Origin of the sequence: Xanthobacter cornucopiae (genome assembly GCF_043195065.2) — a bacterium.
Lineage (GTDB): Bacteria > Pseudomonadota > Alphaproteobacteria > Rhizobiales > Xanthobacteraceae > Xanthobacter.
This window is the reverse complement of sequence record NZ_CM195531.1, coordinates 4,208,976-4,228,809: the sequence shown is the minus strand read 5'-3', so window position 1 is coordinate 4,228,809 and position 19,834 is coordinate 4,208,976. Positions and strand designations below refer to the sequence as shown.

The 19,834-nt window shown below is 70.2% G+C and carries 18 protein-coding genes; 9 read left to right on the top strand and 9 right to left on the bottom strand.

Annotated elements, in window-relative coordinates:
* Nucleotides 1-101 precede the first annotated feature (101 nt).
* The 5 genes from V5F53_RS18615 to galU all read right to left on the bottom strand — a co-directional run bounded on the left by V5F53_RS18615 (nucleotide 102) and on the right by galU (nucleotide 8,168).
* Nucleotides 102-1,331, bottom strand: a complete 1,230-nt coding sequence (locus V5F53_RS18615; protein ID WP_393998637.1) for a M20/M25/M40 family metallo-hydrolase — start codon at nucleotides 1,329-1,331, stop codon at nucleotides 102-104.
* Between the two features lie 341 nt (nucleotides 1,332-1,672).
* Nucleotides 1,673-5,158: an indolepyruvate ferredoxin oxidoreductase family protein gene (locus V5F53_RS18610; protein ID WP_393998520.1), complete on the bottom strand. Its 3,486-nt coding sequence runs from the start codon at nucleotides 5,156-5,158 to the stop codon at nucleotides 1,673-1,675.
* Between the two features lie 251 nt (nucleotides 5,159-5,409).
* Complete coding sequence (locus V5F53_RS18605) at nucleotides 5,410-6,540, bottom strand: nickel/cobalt transporter (RefSeq protein WP_393998519.1); 1,131 nt, start codon at nucleotides 6,538-6,540, stop codon at nucleotides 5,410-5,412.
* Nucleotides 6,531-7,169, bottom strand: coding sequence for a DUF1007 family protein (locus V5F53_RS18600; RefSeq protein WP_393998518.1), 639 nt, complete (start codon nucleotides 7,167-7,169; stop codon nucleotides 6,531-6,533). The genes V5F53_RS18605 and V5F53_RS18600 overlap by 10 nt, the downstream gene beginning before the upstream one ends.
* Before the next feature lie 114 nt (nucleotides 7,170-7,283).
* Nucleotides 7,284-8,168, bottom strand: coding sequence for a UTP--glucose-1-phosphate uridylyltransferase GalU (gene galU / locus V5F53_RS18595; RefSeq protein ID WP_393998517.1), 885 nt, complete (start codon nucleotides 8,166-8,168; stop codon nucleotides 7,284-7,286).
* 325 nt (nucleotides 8,169-8,493) lie between these two features.
* On the opposite strand from galU, the gene V5F53_RS18590 reads away from it, so the two are divergent.
* Both V5F53_RS18590 and V5F53_RS18585 read left to right on the top strand, forming a co-directional pair.
* On the top strand, nucleotides 8,494-9,831 hold the full coding sequence (locus V5F53_RS18590) for a lytic murein transglycosylase (RefSeq protein ID WP_393998516.1): 1,338 nt from the start codon (nucleotides 8,494-8,496) through the stop codon (nucleotides 9,829-9,831).
* Between the two features lie 105 nt (nucleotides 9,832-9,936).
* Nucleotides 9,937-11,067 carry a hypothetical protein gene (locus V5F53_RS18585; protein ID WP_393998515.1) on the top strand — a complete coding sequence of 377 codons (1,131 nt, stop codon included), beginning with the start codon at nucleotides 9,937-9,939 and terminating at the stop codon, nucleotides 11,065-11,067.
* A gap of 30 nt (nucleotides 11,068-11,097) precedes the next feature.
* On the opposite strand, the gene hslU is transcribed toward V5F53_RS18585, so the two are convergent.
* The 4 genes from hslU to V5F53_RS18565 all read right to left on the bottom strand — a co-directional run bounded on the left by hslU (nucleotide 11,098) and on the right by V5F53_RS18565 (nucleotide 14,972).
* The gene (gene hslU / locus V5F53_RS18580) at nucleotides 11,098-12,405 is read right to left on the bottom strand and encodes an ATP-dependent protease ATPase subunit HslU (RefSeq protein WP_393998514.1); all 1,308 of its coding nucleotides are present in this window, start codon (nucleotides 12,403-12,405) and stop codon (nucleotides 11,098-11,100) included.
* Nucleotides 12,402-13,481: a hypothetical protein gene (locus V5F53_RS18575; RefSeq protein ID WP_393998513.1), complete on the bottom strand. Its 1,080-nt coding sequence runs from the start codon at nucleotides 13,479-13,481 to the stop codon at nucleotides 12,402-12,404. Before V5F53_RS18575 ends, hslU begins: the two co-directional genes overlap by 4 nt.
* Nucleotides 13,478-14,023, bottom strand: a complete 546-nt coding sequence (gene hslV / locus V5F53_RS18570; RefSeq protein WP_393998512.1) for an ATP-dependent protease subunit HslV — start codon at nucleotides 14,021-14,023, stop codon at nucleotides 13,478-13,480. Before hslV ends, V5F53_RS18575 begins: the two co-directional genes overlap by 4 nt.
* 148 nt (nucleotides 14,024-14,171) lie before the next feature.
* Nucleotides 14,172-14,972 (bottom strand): alpha/beta fold hydrolase, encoded by an 801-nt coding sequence (locus V5F53_RS18565; RefSeq protein ID WP_393998511.1) that lies wholly within the window; start codon nucleotides 14,970-14,972, stop codon nucleotides 14,172-14,174.
* A 139-nt stretch (nucleotides 14,973-15,111) separates the two neighbouring features.
* On the opposite strand from V5F53_RS18565, the gene hisB reads away from it, so the two are divergent.
* From hisB to coaA, 7 genes are all read left to right on the top strand, one after another.
* Nucleotides 15,112-15,705: an imidazoleglycerol-phosphate dehydratase HisB gene (gene hisB, locus V5F53_RS18560; protein WP_393998510.1), complete on the top strand. Its 594-nt coding sequence runs from the start codon at nucleotides 15,112-15,114 to the stop codon at nucleotides 15,703-15,705.
* A gap of 20 nt (nucleotides 15,706-15,725) precedes the next feature.
* Complete coding sequence (locus tag V5F53_RS18555; RefSeq protein ID WP_393998509.1) at nucleotides 15,726-16,208, top strand: DUF2628 domain-containing protein; 483 nt, start codon at nucleotides 15,726-15,728, stop codon at nucleotides 16,206-16,208.
* 5 nt (nucleotides 16,209-16,213) lie between these two features.
* A complete protein-coding gene (gene hisH, locus V5F53_RS18550) occupies nucleotides 16,214-16,861 on the top strand; it encodes an imidazole glycerol phosphate synthase subunit HisH (RefSeq protein ID WP_393998508.1) in 648 nt (215 codons plus the stop codon).
* Nucleotides 16,849-17,586: a 1-(5-phosphoribosyl)-5-[(5-phosphoribosylamino)methylideneamino]imidazole-4-carboxamide isomerase gene (hisA, locus tag V5F53_RS18545; RefSeq protein ID WP_393998507.1), complete on the top strand. Its 738-nt coding sequence runs from the start codon at nucleotides 16,849-16,851 to the stop codon at nucleotides 17,584-17,586. Before hisH ends, hisA begins: the two co-directional genes overlap by 13 nt.
* Nucleotides 17,587-17,593: 7 nt before the next feature.
* Nucleotides 17,594-18,370, top strand: a complete 777-nt coding sequence (hisF, locus tag V5F53_RS18540) for an imidazole glycerol phosphate synthase subunit HisF (RefSeq protein WP_393998506.1) — start codon at nucleotides 17,594-17,596, stop codon at nucleotides 18,368-18,370.
* A gap of 107 nt (nucleotides 18,371-18,477) precedes the next feature.
* Nucleotides 18,478-18,831 (top strand): phosphoribosyl-ATP diphosphatase, encoded by a 354-nt coding sequence (locus V5F53_RS18535; protein ID WP_393998505.1) that lies wholly within the window; start codon nucleotides 18,478-18,480, stop codon nucleotides 18,829-18,831.
* 22 nt (nucleotides 18,832-18,853) lie between these two features.
* Nucleotides 18,854-19,825 (top strand): type I pantothenate kinase, encoded by a 972-nt coding sequence (coaA, locus tag V5F53_RS18530; RefSeq protein WP_393998504.1) that lies wholly within the window; start codon nucleotides 18,854-18,856, stop codon nucleotides 19,823-19,825.
* The last annotated feature ends 9 nt before the right edge of the window (nucleotides 19,826-19,834 follow it).

Here is a 19,834-nt window from a genome sequence, read left to right as displayed (position 1 = left end):
CCATCACGGCCGCCCGGCGCCGCGCCAGTTCCCCCGCCCTCGCTCGGCGGGCACGGACAGGGGCGCCCGTGGAACGCGCTCCCCTGTCTAGTCCCCCAAAGTCAGCCCAGGATCTCGCGCAACGCCAGCGCGATCACCTCGGTCGCGATGTCGAGGTCGGACAGGCGCAGATTCTCGTCGGCGCGGTGGCCATTGGCCTCCTCGATGGTGCGCGGCCCGGCGCCGTAGAGCACCACCGGCACCCCCGCTTCCGCATAGAGCCGCGCGTCGGTGTAGAGCGGCACGCCGGTGGTACCCACCACCTCCCCCACCACGGCGGAAGCGGTGCGGCAGAGCACCTCGGCGAGGCGCCTGGCGCCCTCCCCCGGCACCAGCGGCCGCGCCAGCAGGATGCGCCGGACCGCCACCGCGGCCTTTGGAAACGCCGCCGCCGCCCCGGCGATCACCGCCCTCACCTCTTCTTCCACCTGCTCGGGGGCCTCCTCCGGCACGATGCGCCGGTCGAGCCGGAAGGTGACGCGATCCGGCACCACATTGGTGTTGATGCCGCCAGCGATGAGCCCGACATTGAGTTGCGGCGCACCGATGCCCGCGACCTCGGACACCTTGGCCTTCAAGGTGTCGCGATAGGCGTAGAGGGCGGCGAGGATGGCTGTGGCCGGCTCCAGCGCATCGACGCCGGAGGCCGGGATGGCGGCATGGGCCGAGCGGCCCGTCACCTCCACCTCCAGGTGCAGGCAGCCGTTGTGCGCCACCACCACCGCATAGCTGAAGCCGGCGGCGATGGCGTAGTCCGGACGGGTGAGCCCCTGGGCCAGGATCCAGCCCGGTCCGATGGTGCCGCCGATTTCCTCGTCATAGGTCAGATGCAGTTCCACCGTGCCGTTCAGCGGCAGGCCCGCGCGCCGCAGCGCGTCCAGGGCGAAGGCATAGGTGGCGAAATCCGACTTGGAGACGGCGACCCCGCGTCCGTACATCACCCCGTCCACCACCTCGGCCCCATAGGGGTCGTGGGTCCAGCCCTCGCCGGGCGGCACCACGTCGCCATGGGCGTTGAGGGCGATGGTCGGCCCCTCCCCGAAGCGATGGCGGACGATCAGGTTGGTGGCGGAGATCATGCCGGCGGCCGTCACCACCGCCTCCGGCACCGGGTGGCGCTCCACGCTGAAGCCGAGCCCCTCCAGCAGTTCCGCCGCGCGGGCGGCATGGGGGGCGCAGTCTCCCGGCGGATTGTCAGACGGCACCTTGACCAGCTCGGCCAGGAAACGCCGCTGGTCCTCGGCCCGCTCGGCGATCAGGCGCCGCAGGAGATCCGCGTCGGAGGTGCTCATGAAGTGGTCCTCGAATGGCTGCTGCCTGCGCCTCGGTCCCTCGGGCGGCCGGCAGGCCCGGCGGCATGGCACGGGCCGGCGGCCCGCGCAACGGCCGTCTCGCGGCCGGGCCCGGGCGCCCGGGCCGCCGGGCCCGCCGGGCGCCGCGCCGCGCACCGCGCGGTGTGGCCAGGCCGCGGGCCCGGACTTTCCAATGCCCACGCCGGCTTGCCGCCACTCCCCCCGGGCCCGCGCGCGGAGGGCGGGGCGCGACGGCGGCGCCAGCCCCGTCCGCATTGCGCAACGGACCGGAAAAGGTGTTTTCCCACCGGAGCGACGACCGGAACCGCCCGGGCGCCGCCCTATTCCGCCGCCTGCGCCCGCAAGGGCGGCGGGGCGCGGAAGCGGGCGAGCAGGTCGGCTTCCTCCGCCTTGGCCGCCGCCAGATGGCGGGCCTTCACCGGGCCATAGCCGCGGATCTTCTCCGGGATCGAGGCCAGCGCCACCGCCAAAGCGTGGGTATCGGGGCCGAAGCGGGACAGCACCTCGTCCATGAGCCGCTCGTAATCGGCGATCAGCGCCCGCTCGGCGCGCCGCTCGGCGGTGCGGCCGAACGGGTCGAACGGCGTGCCGCGCAGCCGCTTGAACCGCGCCAGCACCCCGAGCGCCTTGAGCATCCACGGGCCGAAGCGCAGCTTGCGGGGTTCGCCGGTGACCGGATCGGGCCGTGCGAACAGCGGCGGGGCAAGATGAAACTCCAGCCGGAGATCGCCATCGAAGGCGGCCTCCACCTGGCGCAGGAAGGCCCCGTCCGCATAAAGCCGGGCCACCTCGTACTCGTCCTTGTAGGCCATCAGCTTGAACAGGTTGCGGGCCACCGCCTCGGCCAGCCCGGAGCGGCCGGGCGCCGCCTCCGCCTCGCGCCGGCGCGCCCGCGCCACCAGGGCCTGGTAGCGGGCGGCATAGGCGGTGTCCTGATAGCGGGTGAGATCGGCCACCCGGCGGGCGATCACCTCGTCGAGGCCCTGCGACAGCCGGCGCGCGTCGCTGACCGCCCCGGTCATCCCTTCGGGGGCCACGAACGCCTCCACCGCGGCCGGGTCGTGGGCGGCGCGGCGGCCCCATTGGAAGGCCGCCGTGTTCATGGCCACCGCCTCGCCATTCAGGGCGATCGCCCGCTCCAGCGCCTCCGCCGACACCGGCAGGGCCCCGAATTGATAGGCATAGCCCACCATGAAGATGTTCTGCGCCAGGGAGCTGCCGAACAGGGCGGTGGCGAGGCGCGTCGCCTCGATGAAGTGGGTGTTGCCCTCGCCCGCCGCCTCGGTGATGGTGCGCCGGATGCGCGCGGTGGGCAGGGAATAGTCGGCATTGCGGGTGAAGTCGCCGGGCAGCACCTCATGGGTGTTCACCACCACCAGGGTCTCGCCGGGCTTCACCGCCGCCAGCACCTTCTTGGTGCCCGCGACCACGATGTCGCCGCCCAGCACCACGTCGGCGCCGCGCGCCGGCACCCGGATGGCGGTGATATCGGAGGGGCAGTTGGCAAGCCGGATGTGGCTGTAGACCGCCCCGCCCTTCTGGGCGAGGCCGGCCATGTCGATCATGCCGCAGGCCTTGCCCTCCAGGTGCGCCGCCATGCCGAGGATGGCGCCGATGGTGACCACGCCGGTGCCCCCCACCCCGGTGGCGATGATGGAATAGGTGCCGTCGATCTCCGGCCGCATGGGCTCGGGCAGCTCCGGCCACGCGCCCGCGCCGGCGGCGGCGGCCACCGCCTTTTTCGGCTTGGCCCCGTGCACGGTGACGAACGAGGGGCAGAAGCCGTTCACGCAGGAGAAGTCCTTGTTGCAGGACGACTGGTCGATCTCGCGCTTGCGGCCCCACTCGGTCTCCAGCGGCTGCACCGAAACGCAGTTGGACTTCACGCCGCAGTCGCCGCAGCCCTCGCACACCCGCTCGTTGATGATGACGCGCTTGTCGGGATCAGGAAAATCGCCGCGCTTGCGGCGCCGCCGCTTCTCCGAGGCGCAGGTCTGGTCGTAGATCAGCACGGTGACGCCGGGAATGGCGGCCAGCTCCCTCTGGACCGCCTCCAGCGCGTCGCGATGATGGAGGGTGAGGCCCGCCGGCCACGCGGTGTTGGGGGCGTACTTGCCGGGCTCGTCGGTGACCACCACCACCCGCTCCACGCCCTCCGCCGCCACCTGCCGGGCGATGACCGGCACCGTCAGGTCGCCGTCATGGCGCTGGCCGCCGGTCATGGCCACCGCGTCGTTGAACAGGATCTTGTAGGTGACATTGACCTTGGCGGCGCAGGCGGCGCGCAGGGCCAGGTATCCGGAATGGTTGTAGGTGCCGTCGCCCAGGTTCTGGAACACATGCGGGCGCTTGGAAAAGGCGGATTCGCCGATCCAGTTGGCCCCCTCCCCGCCCATCTGGGTGAAGCCGGTGGTGTCCCGGTCCATCCACTGAACCATGTAGTGGCAGCCGATGCCGGCATAGGCGCGCATGCCCTGCGGCACCTTGGTGGAGCTGTTATGGGGGCAGCCCGAGCAGAAATAGGGGATGCGGGTGGCCACGTCGGCGGTGGCGGCCAGCGCCTGCTGCGCCTCCTCCAGCCGGGCGACGCGGGCGGCGATGTCGGGGATCGTTCCATAGGCCAGCAGCCGCCGGCCGAGGGCGATGGCGATGTCGTTGGGGTCGAGGGCGCCCTTCACCGGGAATAGCCAGCGGCCCTGCTCGTCTTTCTTGCCGATGCAGGCGGGCTGGTTGGCGCTGCCATAGAGCTCCTCGCGCACCTGCACCTCGATCAGGGAGCGCTTTTCCTCCACCACCATGATGAGGTCGAGCCCGCGGGCGAACTCCATCAGCCCCACCGTCTCCAGCGGCCAGGGACAGCCCACCTTCCAGATGCGGATGCCGAGATCGTTGGCCCGCACCTCATCGATGCCCAGCTCGTCCAGGGCCAGGCGCACGTCGAGATAGGACTTGCCGACGGTGGCGATGCCGATGCGGGCATGGCGGCCACCGGAGGTGATGAAGCGGTTGAGCTTGTTGGCCCGCAGGAAATGCACCACCGCGTCGCGCTTGAACTCCTGCACCCGCTCTTCCTGGGCCACCGGCGTGTCGCCCAGGCGGATGTTGAGGCCGCCGGGCGGCATGGCGAAATCGTCGGGGTGGACGATGCCCACCCGGTCCAGGCGTCCGTCGACAATGGCGGTGGATTCGATGGTGTCCTTCACCGCCTTGAGGCCGACCCAGGCGCCGGAGAAACGCGACAGCGCCCAGCCATAGAGGCCGTAGTCGATGATCTCCTGGACCCCGGCCGGGTTGAGCACCGGAATCATCACGTCCACGAAATGGAATTCGCTCTGGTGGACGGTGGTGGACGATTCGCAGGTGTGGTCGTCTCCCATCAGCGCCAGCACGCCGCCATGGCGCGAGGTGCCGGCATTGTTGGCGTGGCGGAACACGTCGCCGGAGCGGTCCACCCCCGGCCCCTTGCCGTACCAGAGCCCGAACACCCCGTCGAACCGGCCCTCGCCGCGCAGTTCCGCCTGCTGCGCCCCCCACAGGGCGGTCGCCGCCAGGTCCTCGTTGAGGCCGGACTGGAACTTGATGTCGTTGGCCTTCAGCACCTTTTCGGCGCGCAGGAACTGCTGGTCGAGGCCGCCCAGCGGCGAGCCGCGATAGCCGGTCACGTAACCGGCCGTATCGAGGCCGGCGCGCCGGTCCCGCTCCTTCTGCATCAGGGCGAGACGCACCAGCGCCTGGGTTCCGGAAACGAACACCCGCTCTTGCGCGAGGTCGTATTTGTCGTCGAGGGAGACGGGGTTCAAAGCCATCGGGGGGCGCCTCCGTGCCGGCTTGTCCGCGCAAGGCCTCCCGGCGGCGGTATCTGCCGCGACGGCGGCCTTCAGCCGTTCGACCTTAGGCTGACACGGAGTGTCGCACCCCGCAATTTCGTTGTTCCAAGTCAAGGCGCAACGAAATTGCCCACAAAACGGGCGCGACGCATTTTGGTGCAACGCGGCATGAAACCCACGGCGGCGCGGCACATTCGCAGGCCAGCTCTGCCGCATCGCAACACGCCGGATCAGCCCGGTAGCAGGCGTTCGCTGTCCAGATAGCCGGTGAGCAGAGCCAGGCCGAACAGCATCACCAGCACGGCGGCGCCCACCTCCACCGCGCCGCGCGCCACCACGGCGGCGCGCCCGTCGCGCCCCGCGATCCGCACCGCGAGGCGCTTGCCATAGACCGCAAGAGCGGCGATGCCGGTCACGGTCAAAGCGGTGCCGAGCCCCATGGCGAAGACGGCCATGACGCCGCTCAGGAACACCCCCTGGGACAGGGCGAAGGTGAGCACCAGGATGGCGCCCGAGCAGGGCCGCGCCCCGGCCGAGACCACCGCCACCGTCGCCCGGCGCCAGCCGCCGTCCGCCAGCAGCATGGGGTCCGGCGCATGGGCATCGCCGCAGCCGCAGTCGGCGCCGTGCACATGAGACCCGTGCACATGCCCGCCGCGCACGGTGCGAGCGAGGGCCAGCCCCTTGGTCACCGCGAGATAGAAGCCGAACACGGCAATGCCGCCATAAGCCGCGATCTCCACCACCGTCATGGCCCGCGCCATGGCGACGGCGGTAGCCCCCAGCAGCACCGCCAGGAGGCCGACGAAGGCAATGGCGGCGAGCGCCTGCACCAGGCCCGCCGCCAGCGCCAGCAGCGCCCCGCGCCGCAGCGTGCCGCCGTCCGCCAGCAGATAGGAGGAGATCACCGCCTTGCCATGGCCCGGGCCGGCGGCGTGGAACACGCCATAGGCGAACGACAGGCCGGCGAGCAGGACACCGGCCTGGCCATCGGCCTTGGCCGCGCGCACCGCCTGCACCAGGGCGCGATAGAATTCCGCCTGCTTGGCGATGATGAAGCCGCCGATGCCCGACGGCGCCGGGCCGCCGCCGCCGAGCCCGAACGGCGTCGGCTTCGCGCCGGCGGGCGCCGCCGGCGCCGCCACTTGCCCGAGCGCCTGGGCGAAGGCGAGATCGGGATAGACCAGCAGCGCCAGCAGCAGGGCGAAGGCCGCGAGGCTGAGGAGAACCAGCAGCGCGCCGGCCAGCCACCGCGCCGGCGCCACCCAGCGGGCGAGGGAAAGCCAGCCGCCGCGGGCCGGGCGCGACCCCGGCCAGCGCGACCCGGCGGAGACCAGCCGCGCGCCCGGCGTCACGGGCATTTCACCGTGATCTTGTCGGCGAACTGGGCGCCATAGGTGCTGGAGGCGGTGAGATTGGAGAAGAAGCTTTCCCCAAGCTGCACGTTGCGCGACTGCTGCGGCGCCGTCACGTCCAGGGTGCAGCCGGCGGGCGCGCCCTTGAGCGCCACCGGATCCGCCTCCGCAAAGCTGAAGGCAATGAAATAGGTGGGGTCGTAGATGTCCACCGCCACCTGGCCCTTGGCCGGCTGCGGCTTCTTCAGCGGCAGCGTGAAATGCAGCGTCAGCGCGTCGTCGGCGAAGGTGAGGTAATAATCAGTGGGTTCGCCGAAGGCGAGCTTCGCCGTGGCCGACTTGGCGGTGACGAAGTAGTCGTATTCCTTCAGCGAATCCACGTTCACCTGAGCCAGCGGCTTCAGGATGTCGTCGCCGTAGGTGCCGTCCTTCTGCTTGTCCAGGCCCTGCAGCGCGAAGGCGGTGAAGGCCTCGTCGAAGGTCCAGGCATTGCGGACCCCCGTCAGGGCCCCGTCGGGGCCATAGACCAGCTCGGCCTTCATGGTGACCCAGACATGGGGATGGGCCGCCGCCGGGCGTGGCGCGAGCAGCAGGAAGGCGGCCAGGGCGGCCGACAAAGCGGAAAGCACCCTCATTTTCGCTCCATCCTCACTCGATCGCGTGACGGCACCGATGTTGGCGGCAGAACTGACGCAGGAAGGCGACGGAAAGGTGACGCCCGCGCCCCCTCCGTCGCGATCCGCGAACGCTCAGTTGCGCTCGAGCATGTGGTCGAGTGCCAGCCGGAAGTCGCCGGAGATGTCGGGCCGCGACAGGGCATAGGCCACGTTGGCCATGAGGAAGCCGATCTTGGAGCCGCAGTCGTAGATGGCGCCGTCGAAGGTGACCGCGTAGAACGGCTCGCTTTCCTTCAGCTTCAGCATGGAATCGGTGAGCTGGATCTCGTCGCCGGCGCCGCGCTCCTGCCGCGCCAGCAGGTCGAAGATGCCGGGCTGGAGGATGTAGCGGCCGGAGATGGCGAGGTTGCTGGGCGCGGTGCCGGCCTTGGGCTTCTCCACCATCTGGGTGATGGCGTGGGCCTTGCCGTGCGAGGCGCCGGTGCCGACGATGCCGTATTGGTGGGTCTGGTCGTCCGGCACCTCGTAGACGGAGACCACGTTGCCGCCGGTCTCGTCATAGGCCTCCACCATGGAGGCGAGGCACCCCTTGCCGTTCTTGGCCATGTGCAGCATGTCGGGCAGCAGCAGCGCGAACGGCTCGTCGCCGATGATGTCGCGCGCGCACCACACCGCGTGGCCGAGGCCCAGGGGAAGCTGCTGGCGGGTGAAGGAGGTGGTGCCGGCTTTCGGCGTGTCGCGATCGAGCTGCTCCAGCTCGCGGGTCTTGCCGCGCTCCTGCAAGGTGCGCTCCAGCTCGAACTGGCGGTCGAAATGATCCTCGATCACCGCCTTGTTGCGGCCGGTCACGAAGACGATGTGCTCGATGCCGGCGGCGCGCGCCTCGTCCACCACATGCTGGACGACCGGGCGGTCCACCACGGTCAGCATTTCCTTCGGCACCGCCTTGGTGGCCGGGAGGAATCGGGTGCCGAGGCCCGCGACGGGCAGGATGGCCTTGCGAATGGGCTTACGCATCGAGTGAAATCCGCCTTGGACCTGCCGGTGGCTCATGCCCCCGGGCACGTGAGTGCTGCGCACCTATCGTTCGGAATGCGGGCCGAAATCTGGCGCGTCATGGTTGATGTTTGCCTAACGGCACCGAAAAAGCGCGGTCGCGCCGGCCGCCCGCCGCACCGGGCCGCCGGCGCGACCGCGCGCCGGAGCGGCGAATGCCCTCCAAAAGGCGCAAATTCAAGCTCCATGTTAACCGCGAGGCAACCAGACCGGCCGCCCACTAGAGGCGCTCCACATGGCCAGAGCCGCCGCCCGGCGGCGCAATGACGGGACGAGGGTAAACGAGATGGCTTCCACGACTTCCAAGGGCACCCGCGCCAAGGGGGCCTTCGGCGCCGTTCTGGCTCTCGCGGCGATCTCGCTCATTACGCCGGCGGTGGCCCAGGCCCAGACCACCGGCTCCATCTTCAGCGGGTTCCCCGGCTTCGGCGCGCCGCAGCAGCCGGCCGCCGGCGGCGGCCACCCGGAGATGTCGCCGCAGGCGATCGCCGCCGCCCAGGCCAATTTCGGCAATTGCATCGCCGCCATGTGGCCCCAGGCCCAGGCCAAGGGCGTGTCCCGCCGCACCTTCGAGCGCTACACCGCGACGCTCGAGCCCGACATGAAGATCATGGACTTCCTGGACAGCCAGCCGGAGTTCTCCAAGCCCATCGGCGCCTATGTGACCATGCTGGTCAGCGACTGGCGGGTGAAGAAAGGCCGCGAGATCCTGGCGCGCTACAAGCCCATCTTCGACCAGGTGGAGAAGGCCTATGGCGTCGACCGCTATGCGGTGGCGGCCATCTGGGGCATCGAATCCACCTATGGCGACCCCAAGGGCATCGGCAACCGCAACGTGCTGGTGTCCACCGCGACCCTGGCCTGCATCGGCCGGCGGCAGGACTATTTCCGCGAGGAGTTTATCGCCACCCTGCAGATCCTGGAAAAGGACGACGTGCCCTATGACCACCTGAAGGGGTCGTGGGCAGGCGCGTTCGGGCCCACCCAGTTCATGCCCACCTCGTTCCAGCGCTTCGCCGTGGACTTCGACCGCGACGGCAAGCGCAACGTGGTGGATTCCATCCCCGACATCATCGCCTCCACCGCCAACAACCTGAAGCTGGACGGCTGGGAGTTCGGCAAGCCCTGGGGCTACGAGGTGGTGCTGCCGCAGGGGTTCGACTACCGCTACGCCAACCGCACCTTCAAGCAGTCCCTCGGCCAGTGGGCGAGCCTCGGCGTCACCCGGCCCGGCGGCAAGGGCTTCGCGCGCGCCACCGACCAGGCCTACCTGCTGCTGCCGGCGGGGGCCAACGGCCCGGCCTTCCTGATGATGGGCAATTTCAACGCCATCCTGAAATACAATCCGGCCGACGCCTATGCCCTCGCCATCGGCCACCTCGCCGACCAGCTGCGCGGCGGCGGCGCCTTCGCCCAGCCCTGGCCCAAGGAAGAGCGCGGCCTGTCGAAGGCGGAGCGCCTGGAGATCCAGGGCCGGCTCAGCCAGATGGGCTACGACATCGGCAATGTGGACGGCATTCTCGGCCAGAAGACCAAGAACGCCATCCAGGACTTCCAGGTCCGCCGCGGCCTGCTGCCGGACGGCTATCCCGACGTCGCCCTGCTGGACCAGCTGCGGCGCTGAGCCCCGGCGGCCCACGCCCGGCGCGGTCCGCCATGACGTCATGCCACCTCGCGGCTACGGCGTGTCGCTTGCTACCATCGCGCGAGCTGCCGTAGGAGTGGGATCATGTGGCTCGACGACCATCGTGTTCTCACCCCCGGCGCCCCGCCCGCCGACCGGCGCATCGGCGACGAGGCCTTTCGTCCCTTCGGCATCGACCGTATCCGTCTGGCGGATGGCGAGGTGGCGGTGGAGGAGGCCATCGCCGGTCACCTGCCCTTCGGCCGGCTGCGCCGCTTCCGCCGCGGCGACGCGGCGACCGCGCCCGCGGCCCGCCGCGTGCTGGTGGTGGCGCCCCTGGCGGGCGGCTTCCCGTTCCTGATGCGCGACCTGGTGGTGGGGCTCCTGTCCATCGCCGACGAGGTCGCCATCACCGACTGGCCCGACGCCCGCTACGTGCCGGTCGAGACCGGCCCATTCGGCCTCGCCGACAATTGCATCGAGGCCGCGCAGATGATTCGCGCCCTCGGCGCGGCCGGAGGCTCCACCCATGTGGTGGGGGTGTGCCAGGGCACGGTGCCAGCCCTCACGGCGACGGCGCTGCTGGCGGACGCCGGCGCCGCGCCGGCCAGCGTCAGCCTCATCGGCGGCCCCATCGACCCTTCCCGCAACCCCACCCGGCTCTGGCGCATGCTCCAGGACCGGGCGCTGGACGCCCTGGAGCGGCAGATCATCGAGCCGGTGGCCGAACGCTACCCCGGGGCGGGGCGGCGGGTGTTCCCCGCCTGGCGGCAGACCGACACCTTCGCCCTCTACCTCTGGCGCCAGAGCATGACCGGCGGTCGCCTGCCGCTGCAGCTTGCGTTCGACGAGGGCGACGATCCGTTCCGCTTCCCGCTGGCCCGACTGTGCTGGACCCTGATGGACGTGCCCGGCGAGTTCTTCATGGAGAATGTCGCCACCATCTTCCGCGCCAATGCCCTAGCGCGGGGGGCCCTCGCCATCGCCGGCCACCGGGTGGACCTGGGGCGGCTGCGGCAAACCGCGCTCCTGACCGTCGAGGGACAGGAGGACGACATCTCCGCCCCCACCCAGACCGAGGCCGCCCACGCGCTGTGCGGCCACCTGCCGGACGCCCGGCGCGCCCACGTGGTGGTGCCCCAGGCGGGCCATTTCGCCCTGTTCTACGGGCGACTGATGCGCGCCCATGTGATTCCGGCCATCGCCGCCACCATGGCCGCCGGCGAGGCCGGCTGAGGCGCCCGCCCCGCCGGCCGGCCCACGGCGTCAGAGGATGAAGCGGCTGAGGTCGGCGTTCTTCGCCAGGTCGGCGACGCGCTCGCGCACATAGGTGGCGTCGATCACCACCTCCTCGCCGGATCGGTCGGGCGCGGAGAAGGACAGGTCGTCGAGCACCCGCTCGATGACCGTCTGGAGCCGGCGGGCGCCGATGTTCTCCACATTGGAGTTCACCTCCACCGCCGCGTCGGCGATGGCCTCCACCGCGTCCGGGGTGATCGACAAGGCGACGCCCTCGGTCGCCATCAGCGCCACCGACTGCTTCACCAGGCTGGCCTCGGTCTCGGTGAGGATGCGCACGAAATCGGCGCGGGTGAGCGCCTCCAGCTCGACCCGGATGGGCAGGCGCCCCTGCAGCTCCGGCAGCAGGTCGGAGGGCTTCGACACATGGAACGCGCCGGAAGCGATGAACAGGATGTGGTCGGTCTTCACCGGCCCATGCTTGGTGGATACCGTGGTGCCCTCGATCAGCGGCAGCAGGTCGCGCTGCACGCCCTCGCGCGAGACATCGGCGCCGGAGCGGCCCTCGCGGCCGGCGATCTTGTCGATCTCGTCGAGGAACACGATGCCGTTGTTCTCCACCGCATGGATGGCGTCCTGGACGGTGGCGTCCTGGTCGATGAGCTTGTCCGCCTCCTCGGTGACCAGCAGCGGGTGCGCCTCCTTCACCGTCACCCGACGGGGCTTGGCACGGCCGCCGAAGGCCTTGCCCAGCATGTCGCCGAGCGAGACGGCGCCCATCTGCGCGCCGGGCATGCCGGGCAGGTCGAACATGGGCATGCCACCGCCGCCCGCCTGGACCTCGATCTCTACTTCCTTGTCGTCCAGCTCACCGGCCCGCAGGCGCTTGCGAAAGGCATCGCGGGTGGCGGCGGAGGCGTTGGCGCCCACCAGGGCGTCGAGCACCCGGCCTTCGGCGGCCAGGTGCGCCTTGGCCTGCACATCCTTGCGCTTGGCCTCGCGCACGATGCCGATGCCCACCTCCACCAGGTCGCGGACGATCTGCTCCACGTCGCGGCCCACATAGCCCACCTCGGTGAACTTGGTGGCCTCCACCTTCAGGAAGGGGGCGCCCGCCAGCTTGGCGAGGCGGCGGGAAATCTCGGTCTTGCCCACGCCGGTGGGGCCGATCATCAGGATGTTCTTGGGCAGAACCTCCTCGCGCAGCTTGTCGTCCAGCTTCAGCCGGCGCCAGCGGTTGCGCAGGGCAATAGCCACCGCGCGCTTGGCATTGGCCTGGCCGACGATGTGGCGGTCGAGCTCGGAGACGATCTCGCGGGGGGAAAAGTCGCTCATGGCGGTAACGTGATGCTCGGGTTGGGCAGCAGCGCGGCGAACCGGCGCGGCAGCAGGATGAAGATGGAGCGGCGCAGCGGGTGCCAGGCGGCGCTGAGCAGCAGCACGAAGGCGCCCAGGGCCAGCACGGTCAGGGGCAGGGAGTCGCTGAGGCCGGCTCCGCGCGCCAGCGCGCCGAATGCGAAGCCGGCGTAGGCGAGGCCGGACACCAACAGCGCCCGGCGGTCGACCAGCACCGCGACGACGCCCAAGGCGAAGAAGACGGCCAGAATCGGCTCGGCAGCGATATCGGTGCCAGGGTTCCCGCCCCCGGTGAATCGGCCGAGCAACGAATGGACGATCAGCGGCGCCGCCAGCATGTGCAGCCAGAAGGCGATGTCGGTGCGGCGCGTCTGCCGGCGCGGATCGGACAGATCGAACGCCATGGCCAGCGCAAAGATGGCCACACCGCAGCCCGCCAGCAGCGCTGGCCGCATGGCGGAGGCGGCGTCCGGCCCCAGAACCTCGGCAAAGCCGAGCACCACCGGAATCAGCGCGGCCGCCCCGGCCGCCGGCGTGATGGGCACGCGAAAGCGCCAGTAGTGCAGACCCGCTGCTGGAAAGGTAACAAGGCCGGCGATGGCGAAAGCGAAAAGATCGTGTTCAGGCATCGGGGCGGACGGGGTGCGGACCCCGCTGGCCGTCCCGCCGACTGCCCCGTCAACCGTTGCGAAGACCGCCGCCGCATAGACCACGAACAGCACGATGCTGGGGAGCGCCATGCGTTGGCGGCGCGTGAAGAATTCCGCCAGCAGCCACGCCGCGACAGCCACGGCCGCGCCCCGGCCGGCGAGCCCCAGTTCGCCGGCAAAATAGCTCAGCGCTCCGAGGAACATGCCGAGGCCGATGGTGACGAAGATGTCGGCGAAGCCGGTGATCAGGCGCAGCCTTTCGTCGTCCTGCGGCGCGCCCGGCGCGGGCGCCGGGTTGGCGCCCTCCGCTGGCTCGGCCGCGATCGCCCACAGCGCATCCATCTGCCCCGGCGTGATGACGCCTTGGGCGCGGGCAAGCGCGAGCGTCTGCTCGACGCTTCTCATCCAATGGTCTCGATGACGATGTTGCGGTTGGTGTAGATGCAGATGTCGGCGGCGATCTCCAGCGCCCGCCGGGCGATCACCTCCGGGTCGTCCTCGCGGTCGAGCAGGGCGCGGGCCGCCGCCAGCGCATAGGAGCCGCCGGAGCCGATGCCCGCCACGCCGGCCTCCGGCTCCAGCACGTCGCCGGTGCCGGTGAGCACCAGGGTTACCGCGGCGTCGGCCACGATCATCATGGCTTCCAGGCGGCGCAGATAGCGGTCGGTGCGCCAGTCCTTGGCCAGTTCCACGGCGGCGCGCTGCAGCTGGCCCGGGTACTGCTCCAGCTTGGCTTCCAGGCGCTCGAACAAAGTGAAGGCGTCGGCGGTGGCCCCGGCAAAGCCGCCGATCACGTCGCCGCGGCCCAGGCGCCGCACCTTGCGGGCGTTGGATTTCAGCACCGTATTGCCGAGCGTCACCTGGCCGTCGCCGGCGATGGCGACCCGGCCGCCCTTGCGGATGGAGACGATGGTGGTGCCGTAGATGGTATCGGGGGAAGAATGCATCAAGCGCTCCGCTCGGCCCCGCCCCGGCCCGCCCGCCGGGCTGGGGTTCGGGGACGGCGCGTGACTTCCTTGGGGTGGGCTTCGCCCACGGGCTTACTTAGGCCGTTCCCGCGCCGACGCAATGCGCCAGCGTCGGGCCCAGGCGACCTCACCGCCCGGCGGCGCCGAGGAAGCGCCGCACCACCTCGGCGAACGCGGCCGGCTGCTCCACCATGGGGCAATGGCCGCTGTCCACGATCTCGTCCAGATCGGACCCGGCCGGGATGCCCGAGGCGATCTCCCGCGCCATGGCGGGCGAGAACAGGCGGTCGTCGTCGCTGTAGAGCACCAGGGTGGGCGCCGTGATGGCGTGGAGGCGGTCCAGCGTGTCGGCCTTGGCGCAGGCGTCGAGCTGGCGCAGGAAGCCCGCCTTCGGCTGGTCGAGGCCGGCGTCGAGGGAAGCCTGGACGATGCCGTAGAGCGCCTGATGCTTCAGCGTGTGCTCGCCCAGCACGAAGCTGGTGAGCGCCGCCCCGAACACCAGCTCGTCATCGAGCCGGGCGCGCAGGTCGGCGAACAGGCGCATGATCTCCCGGGTATAGAGATTCTGCCGGGCATAGGTGTTGGCCAGCACCAGCCGATCCACCCGCCCCGGCGCCGCGATGGCCAGTTCCTGGGCAATGGCCCCGCCCATGGAATGGCCCACCACGTGAGCGCGGCCGACCCCCGCCGCGTCGAGCACCGCGAGCGCATCGCGGGCCATGTCCGCCACCGTATAGGGGCCGGAGGCCTGGCCGCTCCGGCCGATGTCGCGATTGTCGAACTCGACCAGCGTGAAGCCCGTGAGCAGCGGCCGCGCCAGCCCCCAGAACGGACGCTGGGCCGACAGGCCGGAAATGAGCAGCACCGGCGGGCCTTCGCCGCTCACCTCGTAATCCAGGACGATTGAGTCATTCACCGTGGTCGGCATCTCGGCTCCCGTTGGCTCAAAGCCCGCCCTTCACAACCCGTCGTCGCATCGCCATATGGCCATGCGGCAGGGATGCTGCTAGAAGGCGCTGCCTTGGAGGGGTTCCAACGGCCTTCCTGAAGGTGGTCCAGAGGCGTTCATGCGCAAGGCAGACATCGTTCGCGAAACCAAGGAGACGAAGATCTCCCTCACCGTCGATCTCGACGGCACGGGAAAATCCGACATCTCCACCGGCATCGGGTTCCTGGACCATATGCTGGATGCGATCGCGCGTCATGCCCGCTTCGACCTCACCATCAAGGCGGTGGGCGATCTCCACATCGATTTCCACCACACCACCGAGGACGTGGGCATCGTGCTCGGCCAGGCGGTCAAGGCAGCGCTGGGCGACCTGCGCGGCATCACCCGCTACGCCGACTGCCTGATGCCCATGGACGAGACCCTGACCCGCGTCGCCATCGACATCTCGGGCCGGCCGTTCCTGGTGTTCCGCACCACCTTCCCGGCCGCCAAGATCGGCGCCTTCGACACCGAGCTGGTGCGCGAGTTCTTCCAGGCGTTCGCCATGAACGCCGGCGTCACCCTGCATGTGGAAACCCTCTACGGCGTGAACGCGCACCATATCTCCGAGAGCTGTTTCAAGGGCCTCGCCCGCGTGCTGCGGGCGGCGGTGGCCATCGACCCGGCGGCCCGGGGGGAGATCCCCTCCACCAAGGGCGCCCTCGGCAACTGAGCAACGGACGGGAGCACAGCATGGCGACCTTTACGGTCTTCTCCCGCACCCGCCCGCAGGATACGGCGGCGGCGGCGGAGGGGCGCGTGGTGTTCGTGCGCGAGTCCTTCTCCTGGCTCGCCCTGCTGTTTGCGCCGCTGGTCCTGCTCTACCATCGACTGTGGCTTGCCTTCCTCGCCTATCTGGCGGTATCGGTGCTGCTCGGCTTCGCCCTGTCGGCGGCGGGCGCGCCGGAAGTGAGCGTCCAGGTGGTGCTGGCCGGCTTCAACCTGCTGATCGCCTTCGAGCTGCCGGCGCTGCGCGCGCACCAGCTCGTCCACCGCGGCTATGTGGAGGAAGGCGTCGTGATCGCACCGAAGCGGGACACCGCCGAACAGCGCTTCTTCGCGGCCTGGACGCCGCGCCGTCCGGCGCCGGCGGAGGCCCTCACCCCCCGCCCGGCCGCGCGGACCGGCGGACCGGCGGCGGGGCCGTCCGTCATCGGCGCCTTTCCGGGACATTGAGACCCATGACCGTCGCCATCATCGATTACAATTCCGGCAACCTGCACTCGGCCGCCAAGGCCATGGAGCGGGCCGCCCAGAGCGTGGGCGGCGAGAGCGTCATCGTCACCAGCGACCCCGAGGTGGTGCGCGCCGCCGACCGCATCGTGCTGCCCGGCGTCGGCGCCTTCGCCGACTGCCGCGCCGGCCTCGACGCCGTGCCCGGCATGGTGGAAGCGATGACCGAAGTGGTGCAGGCGAAGGGCCGGCCCTTCCTCGGCATCTGCGTCGGCGCCCAGCTGCTCGCCGAGCGCGGGCTGGAGCACAAGGTGACTGCCGGCCTCGGCTGGATCAAGGGCGAGGTGGACCGCATCGCCCCCGCCGATCCGCACCTGAAGATCCCGCACATGGGCTGGAACACCCTGAACCCGGCGCGCGAACACCCGCTGCTGGCCGGCATCCGCACCGGCGAGGGCGGTCTCAACGCCTATTTCGTGCACTCCTATCACCTCAAGCCGGCCGACGGGATAGACCTTGTCGCCACCACCGATTATGGCGGAACCATCACCGCCATGGTTGCGCGCGACAATGTGGCCGGCACCCAGTTCCACCCCGAGAAGAGCCAGACCCTGGGCCTGGCGCTGCTCGCGAATTTCCTGAAGTGGCACCCGTGATCCTTTTTCCGGCCATCGATCTGAAAGACGGCCTCGCCGTTCGCCTTGAACAGGGCGACATGGCGCGCGCCACCGTGTTCAACCACGACCCCGCTGCCCAGGCCGGGGAGTTCGAGACCCTCGGCTTCCGCTATCTCCATCTGGTGGACCTCAACGGCGCCTTCGCCGGCAAGCCGGTGAACGCCGCCGCCGTGGAGCGGATTCTGGAAACCGTGTCCGTGCCGGTGCAGCTCGGCGGCGGCATCCGCGACATGGCCACCGTGGACGCGTGGCTGGGCAAGGGGGTCACCCGCGTCATCCTCGGCACCGCCGCGGTGCGCGACCCCGAGTTCGTGAAGGCTGCCGCCCGGGCCCATCCCGGCCGCGTCGCCGTGGGCCTCGACGCCCGCGACGGCCATGTGGCGGTGGAGGGCTGGGCCGAGACCTCGGACCTGCCGGCGGTGGACATCGCCAAAAGGTTCGAGGACGCCGGCGTCACCGCCATCATCTACACCGACATCGCCCGCGACGGGCTGCTCAAGGGCCTGAACCTGGAGGCCACCATCGCCCTCGCCGAGGCGGTGTCCATTCCCGTCATCGCCTCCGGCGGGCTCGCCGCGCTCACGGACATCGAAGCGCTCCTGGAGCCTCGGGCGGCGCGGCTCGAAGGCGCCATCACGGGGCGCGCCCTCTATGACGGCCGGCTCGATGCGCGCGAGGCGCTGGCCCTGGTGGCCGGACGGTAGGTGTGCCATGCTGAAAGTTCGCGTCATCCCCTGTCTCGACGTCAAGGACGGCCGCGTGGTCAAGGGTGTCCAGTTCGTGGACCTGCGCGACGCCGGCGACCCGGTGGAATCGGCGCGCGCCTATGACGCCGCCGGCGCCGACGAGCTGACCTTCCTCGACATCACCGCCAGCCACGAGAACCGCGGCACCATCCTCGATGTGGTCCAGCGCACCGCCGAGCAGTGCTTCATGCCGCTCACCGTAGGCGGCGGCGTGCGCACCGTGGACGACGTGCGCACCCTGCTGCACGCCGGCGCCGACAAGGTTTCCATCAACACCGCCGCCGTCAACCGCCGCGCCTTCGTGGGCGAGGCGGCCGAGAAGTTCGGCGAGCAATGCATCGTCGTGGCCATCGACGCCAAGAAGGTGAGCAGGCCCGGCGAGGCCGACCGCTGGGAAATCTTCACCCATGGCGGGCGCAAGCCCACCGGCATCGACGCCATCCAGTATGCCCGCGAGGTGGTGGACCTGGGAGCCGGCGAGCTGCTGCTCACCTCCATGGATCGCGACGGCACCGGCATCGGCTTCGACTGCGCCCTCACCCGCGCCATCTCCGACGCGGTGCATGTGCCGGTGATCGCCTCCGGCGGCGTGGGCACCCTGGACCATCTGGTGGACGGCATCCGCGAGGGCGGCGCCTCGGCGGTGCTGGCCGCCTCCATCTTCCATTTCGGCACCTTCACCATCCGCCAGGCCAAGGAGCACCTGGCCGCCGCCGGCCTGCCGGTGCGCCTGGATGTCTGAGCGCCGCGCCGCCCGTGGCCCGTCCCCGCGCCGTGTGGCGGCGCGGCCCCTTCGCTCCCCTCTCCCCACCCGACCGCGCCTGCGGCGGGGAACAACCGGGTGCCCCAATGAGTGACACGATCAGCGATCCGATCACCGGCGACACCTTCACCCTGGCAGACCTGGAGGCCATCATCGCGGCCCGGGCCGGCGCCCCGGACGGGACCTCCTATACCCGCACGCTGCTGGAGAAGGGCGTCGCCAAGTGCGCCCAGAAGCTGGGCGAAGAGGGCGTGGAGACCGTGATCGCGGCCGTGTCCGGCGGGCGCGAGGACGTGATCGCCGAGGCCTCCGACCTGCTGTACCATCTCCTGGTGGTGCTGCGGGCGCGCGACGTGTCGCTGCGCGAGGTCCAGGCCGAGCTCGCCCGCCGCACCGGGCAATCCGGGCTCACGGAAAAAGCCAGCCGATCCAAGAGCTGACGCGCACGCGGGGGGCATCACGATGGACCGCCGTGTCGACGCCGGCCTCTCACCCTATCGCACCTTCTCGCGCGATGAATGGGCGGCGCTGCGGCGCGACACGCCCATGACCCTGCGCCGCGACGAGATCGCGCGCCTGGAAGGCCTCAACGCCCACCTCTCCATCCGCGAGGTGGAGGAGATCTATCTTCCGCTGTCGCGGCTGCTCTCGCTCTATGTCGCGGCGACGCAGAAATTATTCCGCGCCATGAGCTACTTCCTCGACCAGAAGGACACCGAGCGCGAGGGCGAGGGCAAGATGCCCTACATCATCGGCATCGCCGGCTCCGTGGCGGTGGGCAAGTCCACCACCGCCCGCGTGCTGCAGGCGCTGTTGGCGCGCTGGCCCAACACCCCCAAGGTGGACCTTGTGACCACCGACGGCTTCCTCTACCCCAATGCGGTGTTGAAGCGCGAAGGGCTGATGGAGAAGAAAGGCTTTCCCGAAAGCTACGACCTGCCGCTGCTGCTGCGGTTCCTCACCGACATCAAGGCCGGACGCCGCCAGGTTCGGGCACCGCTCTATTCGCACTTCTTCTATGACGTGATGCCGGACCAGGTGGTGGAGGTCGAGCGCCCCGACATCCTCATCGTCGAGGGGCTGAACGTGCTGCAGACCACCCGTCCGCCCAAGGACGGCAAGGCCATCCCGTTCGTCTCCGATTTCTTCGACTTCTCCATCTATATCGATGCCGAGGAAGAAATTCTGGAGGACTGGTACGTGTCCCGCTTCATGCGGCTGCGCTCCACCGCCTTCCTCGATCCCATGTCCTACTTCCACCGCTATTCGAAGCTGACGGACGAGGGCGCGCGCGAGCGGGCGCTGTCCATCTGGCGCACCATCAACCTGCCGAACCTCACGGACAACATCCTGCCCACCCGGCAGCGGGCCGACCTGATCCTGCGCAAGGCCGGCGACCATGAGGTGGCGGAAGTAAGCCTGCGTCGCCTGTAGCGCGGTTCC

Bases quoted from the DNA above. Each gene is read 5' to 3' on its own strand.
- V5F53_RS18615 (WP_393998637.1), bottom strand. From the start codon at position 1,331: ATGAGCACCTCCGACGCGGATCTCCTGCGGCGCCTGATCGCCGAGCGG.
- V5F53_RS18610 (WP_393998520.1), bottom strand. From the start codon at position 5,158: ATGGCTTTGAACCCCGTCTCCCTCGACGACAAATACGACCTCGCGCAA.
- V5F53_RS18605 (WP_393998519.1), bottom strand. From the start codon at position 6,540: ATGCCCGTGACGCCGGGCGCGCGGCTGGTCTCCGCCGGGTCGCGCTGG.
- V5F53_RS18600 (WP_393998518.1), bottom strand. From the start codon at position 7,169: ATGAGGGTGCTTTCCGCTTTGTCGGCCGCCCTGGCCGCCTTCCTGCTG.
- galU (WP_393998517.1), bottom strand. From the start codon at position 8,168: ATGCGTAAGCCCATTCGCAAGGCCATCCTGCCCGTCGCGGGCCTCGGC.
- V5F53_RS18590 (WP_393998516.1), top strand. From the start codon at position 8,494: ATGGCTTCCACGACTTCCAAGGGCACCCGCGCCAAGGGGGCCTTCGGC.
- V5F53_RS18585 (WP_393998515.1), top strand. From the start codon at position 9,937: ATGTGGCTCGACGACCATCGTGTTCTCACCCCCGGCGCCCCGCCCGCC.
- hslU (WP_393998514.1), bottom strand. From the start codon at position 12,405: ATGAGCGACTTTTCCCCCCGCGAGATCGTCTCCGAGCTCGACCGCCAC.
- V5F53_RS18575 (WP_393998513.1), bottom strand. From the start codon at position 13,481: ATGAGAAGCGTCGAGCAGACGCTCGCGCTTGCCCGCGCCCAAGGCGTC.
- hslV (WP_393998512.1), bottom strand. From the start codon at position 14,023: ATGCATTCTTCCCCCGATACCATCTACGGCACCACCATCGTCTCCATC.
- V5F53_RS18565 (WP_393998511.1), bottom strand. From the start codon at position 14,972: ATGCCGACCACGGTGAATGACTCAATCGTCCTGGATTACGAGGTGAGC.
- hisB (WP_393998510.1), top strand. From the start codon at position 15,112: ATGCGCAAGGCAGACATCGTTCGCGAAACCAAGGAGACGAAGATCTCC.
- V5F53_RS18555 (WP_393998509.1), top strand. From the start codon at position 15,726: ATGGCGACCTTTACGGTCTTCTCCCGCACCCGCCCGCAGGATACGGCG.
- hisH (WP_393998508.1), top strand. From the start codon at position 16,214: ATGACCGTCGCCATCATCGATTACAATTCCGGCAACCTGCACTCGGCC.
- hisF (WP_393998506.1), top strand. From the start codon at position 17,594: ATGCTGAAAGTTCGCGTCATCCCCTGTCTCGACGTCAAGGACGGCCGC.
- V5F53_RS18535 (WP_393998505.1), top strand. From the start codon at position 18,478: ATGAGTGACACGATCAGCGATCCGATCACCGGCGACACCTTCACCCTG.
- coaA (WP_393998504.1), top strand. From the start codon at position 18,854: ATGGACCGCCGTGTCGACGCCGGCCTCTCACCCTATCGCACCTTCTCG.